This is a genomic window from Terriglobia bacterium, from assembly GCA_036496425.1.
GTDB lineage: Bacteria > Acidobacteriota > Terriglobia > 20CM-2-55-15 > 20CM-2-55-15 > 20CM-2-55-15.
In genome coordinates this window covers 24136-42001 of record DASXLG010000277.1, presented here as the reverse complement: position 1 = coordinate 42001, position 17866 = coordinate 24136, and the positions used below count along the sequence as shown (strand labels likewise).

Genomic DNA, 17866 nt, shown 5'->3' with positions numbered 1-17866 from the left:
GAGAATTGAAATAGGAGCTGAACATGGCTGACACCTTGAATCCCCCTCCGCAGCCTCTGCGCGTGTTCTATTCCACCGGACGCATGCTCGGCGTGGAAGATTTTCAGGCCGAGCAGGATTATCATCGCGGCCGCCTGGCGCGCGCGCTGTTACAGCTCACCGGCTCAGGCACCGTGTCGGGCTTGCTGGTACAGACCGACGGCAACGCAGATCCCACGAAACTCGAAATTCAGGTCACGGCCGGCATGGCGATCGACCGTGTGGGACGTATCATCGAGGTGCCCCGCATCATTTGCATCGTCCTCCAAGACTGGCTCACGCAGTACGTACAGGCGTGGCAGGCGCAGCAAGCCGGCCAGTCACCCGGGACAGTGGCGATCGCGGACCCGAACACGGCGATCCACGACACGACGAATTTGATGATCGACGTGTTCGCAACATTCGCGAGTTGCACTCGCGGCGTCACTCCGTGTTTCGCTTCGCAAGACGACTACGACGCGACCGACGCGTTTTCGGCGAACCGGCTGCTCGATGGATTCGCAATGCAACTGGTATTGCGCACGGACGCCACTCCAAAGACGCCATTGGATCCCTGGGCCGGTTTGGGCGCGAATCAGCCGCCGCTCGCGTCGCTGCAACAGTCGCTTCTGGCGGGAACGCTTGGGCCGCAGCGACAGCCTGCTGAATATCCGCCCGGCTTCGACCAGACCGCCGTGTTCCTCGCCCGCATTCTCGTTCCCGCGACCGTGGGCAGCGGCGGCAATCCACCGGCGTGGAACCTGAATGGCTTCAATAATACAAACATCAACAATTCGTCCCGACTGTTCGTGATTCCGTCGTCGATTCTGGCGCGCTGGAACGGCCTCGGCTCAGGAACGGAGTCGTGAGGCATCGACCATGGCGAACCTGAATCTTACGAGCATCACCAGCGTGAAGCCGGTCAGCCTCAGCCTGATCAAGCTTCCGGGCCTCACGATCAAGCCGCAGCCCGCGCCCGTGCCGCTGCCTGTGCCGGTGATTTCGCTGACGCCGTTGGGCAACAATTCCGTCGTACCCGGCAGCAGCCGGACGCGGCCCCTTTGGTTCGACGGCCGGCTCCTCGCTGCGCCGGATCTGCAGCGCGATCAAAACTATTTCCTGCAAGGGCAGGCGACGCTCGGCCAGGCCGCAGGCTTTGGAGTGATCCACGGCCTCACAGTCACTCGTGTGCTGAATGGCGGCGAAGCAGATGCCGAAACCATCGTCATTGGCGCCGGACAAGGCAACACGCCGGGCGGCAATCTGGTGATGCTTGCGGCCGATCTGACTGTGCGGATCTCCGACCTTGCGGAGGAACAGGATCTCAACGTTCAATTCGGACTGTCAGAGATGCCAGTGGCCGTCGAGCGCACGCGTAGCGGCCTGTATGTGCTTGCCCTGCGGCCGGTGCAGTTCACGGCGAATCCCATCACCTCATATCCGAGCGACATTCAAGGCAGCCGCACGACTCACGACGGCAGCATTATTGAAGCCACAGCCGTGTCGCTCGTTCCGTATCCGATTCCCGCGGCGAACTTCGATTCGACCTGGAAAAACGCCGCGGCGGCGCGGCAGGTGTTCGTGGAAAATAATCCGGGAACGCTGTCGGATTCACTGCTGCCCATCGCGATGATCAGCATCGACCGCAACACGATTCAATGGCTCGATGAGTGGATGGTTCGACGCGATTCCGGCCCGGAGCCGAACGGCCTGCGGTTCGGGCTTGCCGATATTGCGACGCAACAGGCCTACCTGCGGCAGTTCGACGCCCAACTTCAACAGATCGCCGGTCCGATGGTAACCGCGAAACAGACGCCGAATTTTCCTGCGGCTGCGTACTTTCAGGCTCTCCCGCCGGCCGGCCGATTCCCTTTCGCGAGCATCGACACCGTAGCGCTGACGCAAAATTTCTTTCCGGCGCAAACAAACGTAACCCTGAGCCTGGTTCCGGAAGACGAACTGGCTGCGCTGATCGAAGACAGCATGTCCCTGGCGCCGATCGACCTGACTCTTACCGCGAACGCGTATGCAGATCTTGCGATCCTGATGCTGGTTCCCGTCGCGCGCAAAGATTTCGGCAACCTTGCCGCGACGCTGCAACCCATAGGGCTTTCAAGTAAGGTGCCGCTGGCCGTCAGCATTCAAAGTCCGCTGGACCTGCTGCGGTTTTTCCAGCTTGCTCCAGTCATAGCGCCACCTGCTGAAGGAATCACGTGGCAGTCGGCGATCGGACAGAAGACATTTGGATACTTCGTTCGCCGGCGGTCGGTCCCCGCATTTGTGAGCTTCACGCTGGCGCAGACGACAACGGCTCTCACGGCGTCGGCCGTTACGGGCGCGCAGGCGACACAATATAGCGCGACTGTGACACCTGCGGCCGCGACCGGCGCCGTGGTCTTTAAAGACGGAACCACCGTCCTCGGAACGGCCGACATTCACTCCGGCGTCGCGACGCTGGTGCTCCCGGCCCTTGCTGCAGGCGCGCACTCCTTCACAGCCTCTTATCTGGGCGACACGAACTATGAGGCCAGTACCAGCCTGGCCGTCACGACTTGAGGATTCCTCATGGCGAATTTCACACAAGGCGATACAAGACCCGTTCTTCAGCCAGACGATCTCGCGCGTTATCAGAACAACGGGTCGGCGGTTGTGGACACCCGGCGCACACGACCACTCTGGTTCGATGGCCGCTTCCTCGCCGCGCGCGACCTCGAGCGCGAGCAGGATTATTTTCTGCAGCGGCAAGCCGACCTGGGCCGCGCTCCCGGATTTGGAGTACTGCGAGGTTTGCTGGTCAGCATCGTCTCCACGAACGGACAATCATCAGATATCATCACCATCACCGCAGGTAGCGGCATCACGCCGGCGGGAGAACAGGTATTCGTTCCATCAAACCTGACGTTTCACCTTGCCGGCATTGCACTGCAACCGAATCTCGACCTGAAATTCGGCATCGCCACGGAACCCGGCCCCGCGCCCGCAAATCGCACCGGGCTATTCGCAATCGGGCTGCAGCCGGTGCAGCTTACGGGCAATCCGATCGCCGGGTATCCGACGACGATTCAAGGAACACGATCCACGCACGACGGCGACATCATCGAAGCAACATCGATCGCGCTTTTTCCGTATCCCGATCCGATCAACTCGAGCGATGCGACCACCAAACAGGCGGCGCTGGCCCGGCAGATTTTCCTGTCGGGCAACCAAGGCCAACTCCCGAATTCACTTCTACCGCTGGCGCTCGTGAGTCTTCAAAACGGAGTGATTCAATGGCTTGATACCTACATGCTGCGCCGCGCGGCGGGCGCCGGGTTCAGTGGGGTTCGATTCGGCCTCACCGATCCGGCGACGCAGCAGGCCTACTTGCAGCAATACGACTCCCAATTACAGCAGGCAGTGAACACTTTCATTCGCCAGAATCTTCCGGCGAGATTCGCCGCGACGGATCATTTTCAAGCGCTGCCGCCCGCAGGCCGCTTTCCTCTTTCGGGCATCAACACGGACGGCTTTACACAGCTCTTTTTTCCTCCCCAGGCGGATGTGCGGTTGAGCATCGTTCCGGACGACGAACTCCCGGCGTTAATCGAAGACAGCTTGTCGCTGCCGCCGATCGATCTGACCCTCGACGGCGGCGCATACACGGATTTAACGATTTTCGCGATGATTCCCGTTCCGCGCAGCGGCTTCTCGGCGTTGTCGAATCGCCTGCCGGAAGTTCCCATTACCAGCACGCTTCCGCAGGTGCTCAGCAGACGCCAACCCATCGATCTGCTGCGCTTCTACCAGGGGGCAACCGGCATCGTGCTTGCGCCGGCCGCCGCCAATAACAGCTGGCAGGCGATAATCCAAAGTCAAACCTACGGGTTTTACATTCGACGCAAGAGTTCCGCGGCCGCTATTCGTTTTGCGACACCGCCGCCGCCCGTGACGACGACCACGACGACTGCGTCTCCGGCGACAACTACAACGACCACGACAACCACGACCCCACGACCCGCCACAACGACCGCCGCTCCAACAACGACGACGACCACACCGTCACCGACAACTACTACCGCAGTTCCAACAACCACAACGACAACCCCGCGTCCCACCACAACGACGCCCGCGCCAACAACTACGATCCGAACGACGCTTACCCTCCGCCCGACTACGCCTCCGGTTACTTTACGACCCCCATTAACGACCTTGCCTCTGACCACGCCGCCGCTCACCATACGGCCGCCGTTGACGATCAATCCTATCCTGACGGTCGCGCCGGTCACGGCCATCCCGCTACGGCCGAATATCGTCGAACCGGAAAACACATAGAGAGAAGCGCATTATGGCCACAACACAAATTCAAGACGCTCTGCAAGGTGAAAGCCTCCTCGCAATTGAACCGGAACTCCTGCAACAGGTCGGCGCGGATTGGTTGCAGCGCCTGTCCTTGTTTACGGGCCGGACCCTGAGCGATACGGCGCTCACCAATGAGCAAGCCTATCGGGCGGGGCGTCTTACGTTGCTTGGTCAGGCGGTGACGCAGGGCACGGTGCAGGGGCTGAATTTGTCGATAGATTTGACGGTGGCCGACCCTGCATTGAACCTGAGCCCCGGTTACGGAATTTCAGCGTCGGGACAGGATGTCACGCTGGTGCGGGCGATGCAGACCACGTTGAGCGGGCTCGCCGTGATCGACGGTGCGACAGGAACCTACATTGCCGACTTCAGCAAGTTCGCCGGGCCGACGCAGCCCTGGGCAGGTGTGTTTCTACTGCAGCCCATCGTTGCGGATGTCGCGGGATCGGAAGTCGACACGGGTTCAGGCAACCTGATCGTATCCGGCAATCTCGACACCTCCTGTGACCAGGACCCGGCGGAGGACGCATTCGACGATTCGCAGATCGTCGACGGCGCGAGACTGGTGCTGGTCACCTGGCCGCCGGTCAACACCGCACTGACACTTCCCGCGGCAACGCCTGCAACTACATGGCGGAATCGCCTCGCGTATACGATCTTCAACGCAGAGCTTGCGCTCGACGCCGACAATTATCTGCCGTGGGAGTTTTTCGGAGTTCCGCTCGCGCTCGCCGCCTTCGATGCCACATCGAAGCTGCTGTTCGCGGATCGGTCCGCGGTCGTGCGCGCCGGAGGCTTGCCGCGACGCCGCTATCTTCGGCCTTTTCAGGACAGTCTGGCCGAGGTGCAGCCGGCGCTGGCCAGCGCGCGGGTCAATCAACTCGCGGAACAACTCGGCGATGATCTGACGCCCTCCTCACCTCCGGGCTTGATTGCGAACGAATTCGTATTTCTTCCGCCGGCTGGAGTCTTGCCGTCCTACACGATGGACTTCGCGAACAAAACCGCCTTGTGGGGTCCCTCGAACTGGTCTGTTACTGCCGCACCGATTTTCGCAGCGGAACTCGAAGGCGCGGTTCAGGCTTCGATGACGGCTGCCCCGCTCGAGACGGCGCAGAACGAAACCATCGAGATTCTGGTTCCCCTGCCCGACGCGGTATTCGATCCGGACATCCTGGTCACGGAAGTACCTGGTCCCGAGTTTCAGGCGGAGGTGGACGCAGCGACGCTGACGCGCAACATCGTGCTCCAGCATCGCTTCATCATCCAGCAGGAAGAAAATGCTCTGGCGCCTTTGCTCAATGAACCATTAATTGATCCAAAAGCGGGTTTGACGGACGATGAAGCCGGCGAACTCACGGCAACGCCGGTGTTTTCCCCGCTGGCGGGCGAAAGCTTCGGCACCGCGGTCTCCGCTGGCAACTATGTCTCGACCGATCTGCAGTCACTCCAGAACACCGCCGCGGCAGCGCCATATACCGTCACCGCCAATGGCGTCCAGATTCCGCTGTTTAACGCGGCGGATTGGACCGATCTCGAGACCAACGGTATTCAGCACTTCATCGATCTCGTCACCGCCAGACTGAATAAGGCAAACGATCTGCTGGACCTCGCGTTTCTCACGGCCCAAACCGATATCTACCGGTATCGCCAGAATGTGCTGAACACCACCGACGCGAGTCGCCTCGCCGTTTCGCCGATTCTTGCCAACATCGCTTCCGGCGACACGGCTGCCGCAACAGCACAGAATATTCGCGACTACCTCAGTTCGCTTCAGCCTCCTCCATCAGCCCCGGCGGCGGCGGCAACGACGACCACGCCGCCGCCGAGGCTTGGCAGCATAAGCTCGGTTTTGACCATCCAAAAGGTAGCCAGCCTCAGCCCGGTCCCACCGCCCACGTTCCTCAATACACAGAAGCTGAACATCGCGCAGAACATCGCGCAACAAGTGACCACAAAGCCGATCGCGGCGGAAGCCCTGACCGCATCTTCAGCCGCGTTCACGGCGGTAAACCTGCAACAAGTGGTGCAGGCCCCGGTCACGCAGGTGGATATCACGCAGCAGGCTCCGATTGTCGGAGCGCAACTGAATCTGCGGACGCTGACCATCGCCGAACGTCTCGCGCCGTCACCCGCGCAGGAAGCGATGTTTTACTCCATAGGCAACCGCATGGCTGTCCTGCAGCTCCTTGCGGCTCTCGAAATCACCATCGATGATTTGCCGGTTCTCGTCGACAATCTTCCGTCCACCACAACTCCCTTCGTCGTAGCGGATCTGCGCAGCACGGCCGATCCGAATCGCGCGGCGCAGTTGTACCAGTTCGTCAACAACCCGCAAATCGCGACGCCTTCGGCGCTCAGCACCAACCCTGACGAATCGACGCTGTTTTCAACAGGCGTGCACGTCCTCGAGCAGAATACGCAGCTGCTGCGGGCTGTGGAGGCGCGCATCCAGCAATATCAGGATTTCCTGTCGCTTGCGGCCGCCGCCCTGACTCGAGTTCAAGCGGATATGAATTCCGCGCAATCGCTCCTGGCACAGCTCGGCAATGATCTGACGCAGGCGCGGCAGAATCTGTCCTTTGTGCAAGCCTTGTTCGCCGACGAGCAGACACGAGTCGCAAATGTCAATGCACAGCGGACAAGCGTGCTTCAGCAGTACGTGACGTTCGTCGCATATGTTCGGCCGCGCACGGTGATCACAGGAGAGGACGCCCCCAGCCGCCAGCTGGTTCCGGCCAATGTCGCAAGCCCCGTTCCGGCTTGCCTCAAGCAGTCCATCGCAATTCCGCCCGAGCTCCGCGAGATCGTAGCGTTGCTGCGCGAAGCACCGGTCCGATGGTTCCCGCCGATCCTGACACAGCTTACGAAATTGGAGCGGCCGAGCCTGGTGCAGGATCTTGCCGTAAGCACGCAGGCCCGCGCCGCACTGCAATTACAGCTGCCGGCAGCGGTTTCTTCCGCCGAGTCGGCAACGGGCGTCTTCGCCTCCACGATTTCCAATATCTTCTCCGCAAATCAGCAAACCATGCGGTCGATACAGACCACGCGCGCGAGCTTCAATCCCGCGATGCTGGTCAATCAAAGCTGGTCAGCGCAGGTCACGGTGATGAGCAGTGTTGCTGCGGTTGGCGACCTCCTGAGCGCGGCGGCAGTTCACCCGGAGATCACAACGGCGGCGTCGCGCTCACTGCAACAGATCTCGAGCGTGGCGACCTGTCTCTATACGCGTGTCGGGCAGGCCCTTCCGGTGGATCGCCTGCAGTGGGCGAATTTCCTCAACGACGGTACGGTAAGCCTCCAGAATCTTGCCGTCCTGCCGGGCTGGAACACGCAGAATTACACGGACCGCCAGCAGATGCAGCTTCTGGTCGACTGGCTCTTTCAGCAAATCGATAACAACGACTCGACTGCGGTGTCGCTGATGAACGATTTGATTGCAACGGCGATCCTCCTGGCAAGCCAGGCGCCGGTCGACGACATCATTGCGGGCGCCGTCGCTTTGCGGACAACGCCGGTGATCGGAAATCCGATTCGCCTCACGCTTCCTTCCGATCGAGTGGCGCACGGCATGTCGGTCCAGCTCTATAGCGGCGGCGACCTCGCGGCGAGAGCGGTCGTCAGCGATCTTGACGGCTCGGGGGTGAACGCAACCATCACCGACATCTACAAACCGAACGTCGCTCTTGAAGCCAGTGACGTCGCCCACTTCACTGCGCTGGATCAAAACGCGGTCGTGTATAAGGCGTTTTCGCGTTAAGGATACGTATGACAGGATTTGCCCGCCGGCAGCTCGGACGAACAGATCGCTACGTGCAAAGGGGCCGTTTGCGCCTTGGCGCCCATGCGCCACGCAACAAACTCGCTTTCATCGTCGAGGAATCGCTTCGCTTGTGCACTCTTGCCGGCGAAGACGAAGGCCGCGTTTACTATTTTCGGCGTCTGCGGGTCACCGAATTGCCTGAAGACGGCGATCGTGGTGCGTGGCTGAGTGCATTCCAGCACGCGATGGAGGAGCAGGCTTCGCAAGCGATTCACGGATTGCACCCGCGCGCCGCGGCGGCGGACGCGGTCTACTTCAACAACGAGCAGGAGGCGTGCGAATCCTTACTCATGCTCTACGCCGTGCGGCGCCCAGCGGCGGCATGGTATTGGCCGCACGTCAGCGGCGTGAGCCAAAGCGCGGGCGTGCCCGCGCAAATCACAGGCCTGATCGAACGGCTTCTGGCAACTCCGGCCGGCTGGACGGCCGCCGCGGGCGCAGTCCTTTCGGTGATGTGCCAACACGATGTCCTCAGCTTGATCACGTTGCTGCCCGATGAAGCAATCGGACACTGGTTGCGCGAGATGGGTGCGAGTGACTCTACGTACCCTCCTCCAATTCGTTTTTCCGAACTGGTAACCGCGAACAACTCCGGCTCGCAGGCTCCATTTCGCTTTTCCGAACCGATAGCGGCCATGCTGACGCGGGCAACCGCCGTCTTCGGACCCGATGCGCCGAAGGTGCTCTGGCTCGCAGCACTGGCGGTAATTGCGATTCAACCGTCGAGTGCCGATAGCCGGTCGGCGGTGCAGATCGCCCGGGCGAGTTTGCACACGATGCTTGCGCATGACACATCGCAGCCCTCAAAGAAGGCTGCGCGCCCGGCTCCGCCCCCGGCCCCTGCGGGCGAGACAGACGCAGCCCTGGAGCTATCGCCGGAAACGGCGCCGCCCGGCGATGCGCAAGCGATCGAACGTTCGCTCGACCTGGACCACTCCGGCGCGGCGCCGCGCGCCCGCGAGGAGGTTTTCTTCGGCGAACCGACGGCCGGAGCCGGCCTCTACTTTCTTCTTAACGCACTTCGTCAACTTCAAATCGAAGAGCAACAATTCAGTTTAGTGTTCCTTGCGCGATTGTTTGTTCGCATCGCGGCTCATGCGGGAATCGAGGCGGGCGATCCGGTCCTGCGCTGGCCGGGCATAATCGAAGACCAGAGCACGCCCGAAGAAATCGACGAACGTCTCCTTCGTATATGGTTCCTCAAGGTAAGACGGTGGTGCTGGCGTCACGGCCGCATCACTGTCCGTGAGATTGTGCAGCGAGCCGGATATATCACTCTCACACGCACCGACCTCGACGTCAGCTTGTCCATCGATTCCGCCGACGTTCGTATCCGGAAAATCGGCCTCGATCTCAATCCCGGATGGCTGCCGTGGTTCGGACGCGTGGTGCGTTTCCATTACCGGTATCGCGGAGGTCCTCGTGGCTGAATCTCCAATTCAGGGCGGCCTGCGTTCCTTCGCGCTGGCAAAGCTGGCGGCGGGGCTGCCTATCGACGATCAGTCGGCCGAAGGACGCTTCCTGCGATCGTTCGGGCCGCCGGGGAAAATTGAAACGTATCTGAATGCGCCAGCCGAAAACGATCACGCGCTGCTCGCGGTCGCTCGAGAACTGGAGCTGAATCACGTTGAGATTCTGGCGACGGCAATTGCGGCCGGTGTCGAAACCGAGCCGATCTTCGGCCGAGCGATCGCTTACTTGCAGCGCCCTGTGGGCGGTTCGCGTCCGACCATCGGATTGCTTTGCTCAGGGCTCGCCGATCTGGCTGACGACGGCAATGTCATCGGCGCGCTTCTGTCGGGGGCTGCGATCGAATCCGGATTACTTCAGGTTCTGAACGAAAACGCGCCTCTTGCCGAACATGCTCTCGCAGTACCCGTGCCGATTTGCCTGGGGTTGGCGTCGCGAAAGAACGATCGCGCCTGCATCCCGTGGCCCGGCACGGCACTCGACAATGGCGGTGCCCCGTCAATTCCACTCCCCGCATCGATCCTGATCGAAGCCGAAAAGCACAGCAAAGCGCTTGCCGCCGGCTTGCAGCGCTCGCTGGTGTTGCGCAGCGGATCGCCGGCTGAAGCGCGAGCGGCGGCGGCCGAAATCGTCAAGCTTCTGGGACGTCAGGCGGTCTTTGTCGAAAGCGGAAAAGATGGACGGCCGTTGCCTGTGGCGCCGGGCCTGGGTCCCTGGCTGGTCCTTTGCGATCGCATTCCCGTCTTCTGCTTCGAACTCGGACCGGGGGAACGACAAGCCCTTCCCATATTGCCGCGTTATCGCGGGCCGCGGCTCGCCACGTGCGGGCTCGAGGGCACGCTCGAATCCCGCGGCGAAACGATCCCGGGCTGGACGCTCCCCGTGCCGCCGAAGGCCGAACGGGAGCGCCTGTGGGAGGCGTCGGTCGGAAGCCGGTCTCTGGCGAGAAAATTGGCCGGCCACCGCCACGGCAGCGGACGGATCGCACAGCTCGGCCGGCTCGCGCGCTATCAAAGCGTGCTGGACGGGCGCGATCGCGTTCAGGTTCAAGATGTCGCCACGGCGTCATGGACAACGGAAGGCGCGGGACTCGAAGCGCTCGCGCAACCACTGACTCATCGGATCCCGGACGACGCTCTGGTGATGACGACCGGACTCCGCGGGGAATTGCACCGTCTGCTGCAGCGTTGCCGGGGACGAGAGGGATTGGGGTATGGACTCGGCATCAGCGCCTCAACACGCTACCATCCCGGTGTTCGTGCGCTGTTCTGCGGGCCCTCGGGAACCGGTAAAACGCTCGCTGCGGGATGGCTGGCGACACACCTGGGACTGCCGCTGTATCGCGTCGACCTTGCTTCGGTAACGAGCAAATATATCGGCGAAACCGAAAAGAATCTCGCGCAGCTGCTCGCCCGGGCGGAACACGCCGAAGTCGTCCTGCTGTTCGACGAAGCCGATTCGATGTTTGGAAAGCGCACGGACGTCAGAGAATCCAATGACCGATTCGCCAACGCGCAAACGAACTACCTGTTGCAGCGCATCGAGAGCTTCGACGGCATCGTGCTGCTCACCAGCAACAGCCAGTCGCGATTCGATCCCTCATTCTTCCGCCGCCTCGACGCGATCATCGAATTCCCGGCGCCCGGTCCCCTGGAAAGACGTGCGCTATGGCAATCCCACTTGGGCACGAATCACTCGCTGAGCCCGCGCGAGATGAATCAGCTCTCGGCCTCCGTCGATTTGTACGGCGGCAATATCCGTAACGCAGTACTGGCAGCGGCGGTGCTCGCCCGTGCCGAAAGCCGGCGGCTGACGTATCAGGACGTTCTGCAGGGACTGAGCGACGAATATCGGAAGCTCGGCCGCCAACTGCCCGCGGATCTGATCAAGACCGCCGAGGCGGCAAAAAGTCCTTAACAAAGTATGAAGCCTAAACTCACCATCGGCATGGCGACCTATGACGACTACGATGGCGTCTACTTCACGGCGCAGAGCATCCGCCTCTACCATCCGGAGGTCGCCGCCGAGACCGAAATCCTGGTAGTCGACAATCATCCCGACGGCCCATGTGGCGGGGAGCTCAAGACTCTCCAGGATTGGATCGCGGGATACCGCTACTTTCCCTGGAATCGAACCTCCGGAACATCCATTCGCGATCTTGTTTTTCGTGAGGCTGCGGGCGATTACGTGCTGTGCGTCGATTCGCACGTGCTTTTCGTGCCGGGAGCCCTGCGCAAGCTGCTGGATTATTTTCTCGCAAATCCCGGCACGGCCGACCTGTTGCAGGGTCCGCTGCTTTATGACGACTTGAGAAATATTTCATCGCATATGGAGCCTCGCTGGTCCACCGGGATGTTCGGCGTCTGGGGCAACGATCCGCGCGCCGACGATCCCGGCGCTCCTCCGTTCGAAATCGGCATGCACGGGCTGGGAGTGTTCGCGTGCCGCCGCACGGCGTGGCCCGGATTCAACCCGCGCTTGAAAGGCTTCGGTTCGGAGGAAGGCTACATTCAGGAAAAATTCCGCCGCGCCGGCGGCCGCACGCTGTGCCTGCCGTTTCTGCGTTGGGTGCACCGGTTCGCGCGGCCGATGGGAGTGCGTTACCGGAACGATTGGGAAGACCGCATCCGCAATTACATGATCGTGGCGAACGAACTGGGAGGCGATCCGTCGGGCGCCGCTGAACACTTTCGCCAGTATATCGGCGCCGAAGCAGCGGACCGCATCATCGCATCCGTCACCGAACAGTTGCGTAATCCTTTCGATTTCTTCGACGCCATTTACTGTATCAATCTCGATTCGGCGGCAACTCGATGGGATTCGGTCATGGCGCGCTTCGCAAATATTGGCATTGCCTCGCGCATCCGCCGCTTCTCTGCGATTCATACGCCTGAAAACCGTCATGTCGGTTGCGCGTTGTCACATCGCGCAATCGTCGAAGAAGCGCAGCGTCTCGGCTTGAAAAATGTTCTGGTATTCGAAGACGACGTTCTCTTCACAACGGACGCAAATGCGTACCTCCAGACGGCGATTCGCGAGCTCGAAGGCCGCGACTGGGGCTTGCTGTACTTGGGAGCTTGCCGCTGGGAACATACGTTTCCCCTGGTTGAAGGCTGCACACGCCTGGAACAGGCCGGACCGGTTACAACCTGTCACGCCCTCGCATACCATGAGTCCGCGTATCGGCGCCTCCTTGACGATATTCCATCGGATGCGGCGGCCATGGAAGCGTGGCTGCAGAACTATCGCGGAATCGATCAATATTATGCATCTTCGATACTGGAACGAAAATTCCTGGTCTCGCCGGTGATCGCGACCCAGGAAAACCTGCTGCCCTACGAGTCTTCGGAGGTCAGGCAGCGCATTCCGTCGTAGTTTCGGCGAATAGCGGTAAACCATGGGAGAAGGAGTCACTGTCGAGCGGAAGTCCAAGCGCAAGGCAGAAGTGTCGGCTGAGCATGCCGAAACTGCTGCTTCGGCTGCTGATCCGGCATCCGTCTACGGCGCACCAGCGGGCATGCCGCTGTTCCTCGCCCAGGGTGTGCAACGCAAGCCGGCAGTCGGCGCGGTGGATGATCCCTCGGAGCGCGAGGCCGATCAAGTCGCTGAGAAGGTAATGGGTTCCGTTGACGGACCCTCTGGCGCCGGACCGATGGTTCCGATACAGAGGCAAGTGCAGGACAAAAACGAATCTGCCCCGGCCCCTCGAGTCAGCCCGTCGGCGCCATCGAACGTACGCGCCCTGGACGAAAGGGGCAGCCAGTTGCCTCCCGCCACACGCACTTTTTTCGAGTCGCGGTTTGGTGCGGACTTCAGTCAAGTGCGGGTACACACCGACGCGCATGCTGCCGGCACTGCAAAGGCGATAAATGCAAAAGCCTTTACTGCCGGGCGGAACATCGCTTTTAGCGCAGGTCAATATGAGCCTGAATCGAATGAGGGACGGAGATTGCTGGCTCATGAGCTGACGCATGTCATACAGCAGGAGCATACCGCCCACGTTCAACGCAAGGTGTTCCACAGCATCCTGAAGGACGGCACGGACGAACTCTCGGTCTGGATGCTGTTTCGGGGAGAGTACCTCGGCATCGATCTGCGGCCCGACGCCGAAACAGGCTCCCGCTTCGACACCGATCCCGGGCTCCTCGATAAGCTTGACACGGCGATGACCGCCGCGCTCGCGCCGGCGGGCGTACCCGTACCCGAGACGAGGGGGTTTCTCGTAGGCCCGGTGGTGCGCAGGCTGGTGGAGAACGATCTGCCGGGCTGGGTCGATGCGCCGGATTCCAGCCTCTCCGGCCTCGTGAGTGTCCTCAACAAGCGCGCCGCAGAATTCCGGAAGCAAGCGGTGCGTGCAGACCTCGAGGCGTACCTCGGCGTGGATCCGGGCACGATCGACTGGCCTGCGGTCCTGCCTGGCATTCACAGCGACTTCGACGCGAAGGGGGAACAATCGCTCCACTGGAAGTCGCTCAGCGATCGCGCGGACTTCGTCCTCTTGGTACTCGAGACCGAGGTGGCGACCGCACCGGCCGTCGTCGGCGGTGTTGTCCCGCCGAAACTGAGTGACTCGGTGTGGGACTTCGCGATGTCGTTCAATCTTGCGCCGGGCACGTCGCCCAAAGCGTTCAGCGAGAAGTACCTCGGCGAGTACGTCCAGATGATTGCGGCGCTCGAGTTCGTCCCCCCCGGTTTCGACCTGACGCGCTACAAGCCGAGCGGCGCCGATCTGGCCGCGGACCGGAGGCACGTGATCCTCGACACGTGGATCGCCGCGAATGCGGTGGAGGCGACGACCCGGTTCGTGCTCGACGATTGGACCATGAGCGGCCTCGACTTCAAGGTCTACCTCTCCGCGCTCGATCTTGACGCAAAGAAGTCCAGGATCCTCGACAAGCTCACCGACGCCTTCCTGATGGCGTCGAAGAGCGATCCGGAACTGAACAGCGCGTTGGTCCGCATGGCGGACCGGCAGGCGGCATATGAGCTCCTCGCCAAACTCGTCACGACGGGCCATGCTGCGGAGAAGAGCAATCGCGAGTTGGTCGCCGCGATCGATGATCCCGAGGAGCACCCGGAACTGGACGACCTCGCCGGCGATCCCCGGACGATCTATGAAAGCGAGTTCTATCTCGCGCAAGGTATCAACACGGTGCTGTCGCACGTCGGAGGGGGCGCGCGAGTCGATGTCGAGATTGTTACCAACGCGGTCGCGATTGCGGGCAAGGCCGATTTTCCTCCGAACTTCGGCCTCGGAGCATTTCTTCTGGTCCTGCTGACCGAGCTTAACGCGCTCGCCGCGGCGAAGGACACGGAGCGCGCGCATGCGCGTGCGGAAATTGCCGAGCGCGTCGATCTAAGCTGGGAAGCAATCAAGAAGATCATCGACAACCGCGGCAAGGAGGCCGATAAGTTCCTCGACGGGACGTGGATCCCGATGCTCAAGACGATTGCGAACGAATGGGTCGACGCAAACTACAAGGAGCTGAAGGATGCCTACGATAATTTCAACACGTGGGCGCCGCAGAACAGCGGGCGCTACAAGCTCGCCGCGTGGATGATCGAGGACGTCGCGAACAAGCTCGAGACCGGCGAGATCAAGTCGTCGACGATCAACGGCGCAACCGTGACGATTGATAACGTCGAGGAGTTGCGCACGGCGGTGACAGTGCTTCGCGGAAAGGCCGCGGAGCTGGACTCGCCCAAGGGACGCGCCGACAAGCGCGAGGAGTTGCAGAAGGCGATTGACGCCTACGGGAAGGTGAAGGCAAACATCGCCGACGGTAGCTACAAGCCGGAGAACTATGGAGAAGCTGTCGTGGTCGAGGCGAAGACGCGCCTGAAGATCGGGCTCTTCGAATACACCTCGCTCTGGCAGCAGGCGACGCGCCAGGTGGTGGTCCGGGATAACCCGTTCCAGGCCTATACCATCGCGATGTGGCGGGTCACGGACATCATCGACACCGCCGTCGCCAATCTACTGATGGGCTTCCTGCGCGGCGCCCTGCTGATCGGCTCGCTGATCGTGCCGGGGGTCGGTGCTCTCATTCTCACGGCGATCGATATCGGCATAGGCGTCTACAGCTCGGCGAAGAACCTCGGCGAGGCGAGGCGCCGGCTCGACCTGGCACGGCTCGACACCCAGCTGCAGATCCAGGGTGTCACGGTCGAGGCTGCCGAGCACGCGCTGACCATGGCGTGGGTCTCATTCGTCATCGAACTGGCGACTGCCGGCCTGTTCGGTGCGCTTGTCGGCAAGCTGGCGTTGAAAGGGATTCGCGCGATGCGGCTTCCCGCTTTGACGAAGCTCGCGGAGACGGACGCGGCGCTGGCGGCGAAGCTCGTCGAGCGGATTGGCGATGCCAAACTCACCGACACCCTGCTTGGACACTTCTCAGGCGACGGAAACAAGCTCTTCGAGGCGCTCGCTTACGTGAAGGACGGCAAGTCGCTCACGGCGCTGATCGGCAAGGTCAAGGACGCCGAGGTGCTGTCGAGCCTGCTCATCAGTGCGGGCTCGGACACGAAGCTTTTCGAGTTGCTCGACAAGTTCAAGAACGTGAACAAGCTCGACACCATGCTCGGCGTGGCTTCGCGCCAGCAGTTGCTGCGCCTGATCGCCCTCACGAAGGACGAGACGATGGTTGCCAGGCTGGTCGAGGGTATGGGACCGGGCCGGGCGCTGAGCCTGATGGACGCCGGCCTCACCGCCGAACACGCGATCACGCTCGACCGGCTCGGCGAAGATGCGGTGAGGGCCTTCAGTAGCATCGCAGCGACGGGTGACGCCGAGGCGATCGAAGGAGCCGCCGAACTGCTTCGCCTCAATCAGAAGGGCGTGTACAGCAGCCAGGCCGCAGCCAGCGCGCTCGTGAAGACAGCCGAATTCGGCGAGAAGTACGCCGGGCGCGTCTCGGGCGACTTCGTGTCGCGCTTTGCACGAGTTGCCAAGGAGGAGGCCAACGTCGCGAAGATCCAAGGGAGCATCGCCGCGGCGGGCAAGGGCACGACGGATAGCGCGAAGGCACTCGCCCGTGCCCAGGCCGCCCTCGCGCGCGCGAAGGCGGAGACGAACGCCGCGACCGACATCCTCGAAGGGAGGACGGTCTTCGGAAAGGACCGCTCTGTCCGCGCAATTCCGGAGAGCGACGTCAAGGGCGTCGAGACGCCGGAATTCAGCGTCACCGGCGGCGGCAAGCCCGATGCGCTCGCGGAGGTGAAGGCGATTGGAGATGAGGCGGGAAAAATAGGGAAGGATGCGATCAAGCGAAACTTTCGCAAGGCCGCCTCGCAGATCAGCGGGCATGCGGCAAAGGGCCAGAGCGGCGGGCTCGTCCGGCTCGACGCGGGCAGCGGCACGTTTCCACAGACGAATGCCGACATCGTCGCCGAGGTCAGGGGCCAGTGGCTGGACTCGATCAGGGCTAATCCGGAGCGCGCTAACGACGTCGGCTGGGTCGAAGTGCTCGACAAGGGGGCGGCAGGCGAGTCGCGCCGGCTGCTCTTGAAGGTGGACGGCGGGGCAGTTACCATCGATGTCGCAGGAACGACACGACTATGAGCACGAACGCCCCAGACAACGACGCAGCTTCACGCGAGGAGATCGCCGATACCTGGCGCTGGAAGCAGGACGCCGCCAGTTGGCAGGCCAACCTTGCATTCCCGGGCGGCGATGCGGCCGCCGTGAACCGCTGGGTGGCGGCCACGGTCGACGGCCTCCTCGCGGATTTCGCACCGCTCGCGCGCGTGCGTACCGCAACGCTCCTCGCCGGCGACGGTCCGATACGCCTCACGCGGACGGCGGACGAGCGGGCCGAGCAGTTTCGCGCGCGCCTGCTGGACGCAATCCGCACGCATCCGTTGCCCGTGACCTCCGTAGAGCTCGGCCTGGACATACGCGTCTGGGTGCGCACGACTGATTCTCCGGACCGTCCGGAACTCGCATGGCTCTCGTATCCGGGGATCGAGCTCAGACTGCAGTTGCTTCCCACGGAAAGCCGCGCATGGGTCGACTTCTCGATCGAGAACACGCTGTTCAGCGCGTTCACGTATCCGGACGAGGACCCGAACCCGCTCTACCCGCTCAACCAGCCACTGCTTGAGGCTGCATTGCGCCGGCTGCGTGCTCGCGCAACCGACCCCCTCGATCGGTCAGGTGAGCTCAAAGGCGCATGCGAGTTCGGATTCTCGCCCGACCGTGACGACTATTAGCCCGAC

The 17866-nt window shown here is 62.0% G+C and carries 9 protein-coding genes; all 9 read left to right on the top strand.

From position 1 onward, the window contains the following. Positions 1–23: 23 nt before the first annotated feature. From VGK48_20155 to VGK48_20115, 9 genes are read left to right on the top strand one after another with little or no spacing between them, the layout of a single operon-like run. On the top strand, positions 24–887 hold the full coding sequence (locus VGK48_20155) for a hypothetical protein (protein ID HEY2383493.1): 864 nt from the start codon (positions 24–26) through the stop codon (positions 885–887). A 10-nt stretch (positions 888–897) separates the two neighbouring features. Beyond that, positions 898–2574 (top strand): Ig-like domain-containing protein, encoded by a 1677-nt coding sequence (locus VGK48_20150; protein ID HEY2383492.1) that lies wholly within the window; start codon positions 898–900, stop codon positions 2572–2574. 9 nt (positions 2575–2583) lie between these two features. Beyond that, positions 2584–4329 carry a hypothetical protein gene (locus VGK48_20145; protein HEY2383491.1) on the top strand — a complete coding sequence of 582 codons (1746 nt, stop codon included), beginning with the start codon at positions 2584–2586 and terminating at the stop codon, positions 4327–4329. Between the two features lie 13 nt (positions 4330–4342). Then, positions 4343–8116: a hypothetical protein gene (locus tag VGK48_20140; GenBank protein HEY2383490.1), complete on the top strand. Its 3774-nt coding sequence runs from the start codon at positions 4343–4345 to the stop codon at positions 8114–8116. An 8-nt stretch (positions 8117–8124) separates the two neighbouring features. Then, positions 8125–9609, top strand: coding sequence for a hypothetical protein (locus tag VGK48_20135; GenBank protein HEY2383489.1), 1485 nt, complete (start codon positions 8125–8127; stop codon positions 9607–9609). After that, on the top strand, positions 9602–11566 hold the full coding sequence (locus tag VGK48_20130; protein HEY2383488.1) for an ATP-binding protein: 1965 nt from the start codon (positions 9602–9604) through the stop codon (positions 11564–11566). The genes VGK48_20135 and VGK48_20130 overlap by 8 nt, the downstream gene beginning before the upstream one ends. A 6-nt stretch (positions 11567–11572) precedes the next feature. After that, positions 11573–13024: a glycosyltransferase family 25 protein gene (locus VGK48_20125; GenBank protein HEY2383487.1), complete on the top strand. Its 1452-nt coding sequence runs from the start codon at positions 11573–11575 to the stop codon at positions 13022–13024. A 22-nt stretch (positions 13025–13046) separates the two neighbouring features. Continuing rightward, complete coding sequence (locus VGK48_20120) at positions 13047–17210, top strand: DUF4157 domain-containing protein (GenBank protein HEY2383486.1); 4164 nt, start codon at positions 13047–13049, stop codon at positions 17208–17210. Then, positions 17207–17860 (top strand): hypothetical protein, encoded by a 654-nt coding sequence (locus tag VGK48_20115; GenBank protein HEY2383485.1) that lies wholly within the window; start codon positions 17207–17209, stop codon positions 17858–17860. Before VGK48_20120 ends, VGK48_20115 begins: the two co-directional genes overlap by 4 nt. The last annotated feature ends 6 nt before the right edge of the window (positions 17861–17866 follow it).

Coding starts and splice junctions, on each gene's coding strand:
- VGK48_20155 (HEY2383493.1), top strand. CDS start 24: ATGGCTGACACCTTGAATCCCCCTCCGCAGCCTCTGCGCGTGTTCTAT.
- VGK48_20150 (HEY2383492.1), top strand. CDS start 898: ATGGCGAACCTGAATCTTACGAGCATCACCAGCGTGAAGCCGGTCAGC.
- VGK48_20145 (HEY2383491.1), top strand. CDS start 2,584: ATGGCGAATTTCACACAAGGCGATACAAGACCCGTTCTTCAGCCAGAC.
- VGK48_20140 (HEY2383490.1), top strand. CDS start 4,343: ATGGCCACAACACAAATTCAAGACGCTCTGCAAGGTGAAAGCCTCCTC.
- VGK48_20135 (HEY2383489.1), top strand. CDS start 8,125: ATGACAGGATTTGCCCGCCGGCAGCTCGGACGAACAGATCGCTACGTG.
- VGK48_20125 (HEY2383487.1), top strand. CDS start 11,573: ATGAAGCCTAAACTCACCATCGGCATGGCGACCTATGACGACTACGAT.
- VGK48_20120 (HEY2383486.1), top strand. CDS start 13,047: ATGGGAGAAGGAGTCACTGTCGAGCGGAAGTCCAAGCGCAAGGCAGAA.
- VGK48_20115 (HEY2383485.1), top strand. CDS start 17,207: ATGAGCACGAACGCCCCAGACAACGACGCAGCTTCACGCGAGGAGATC.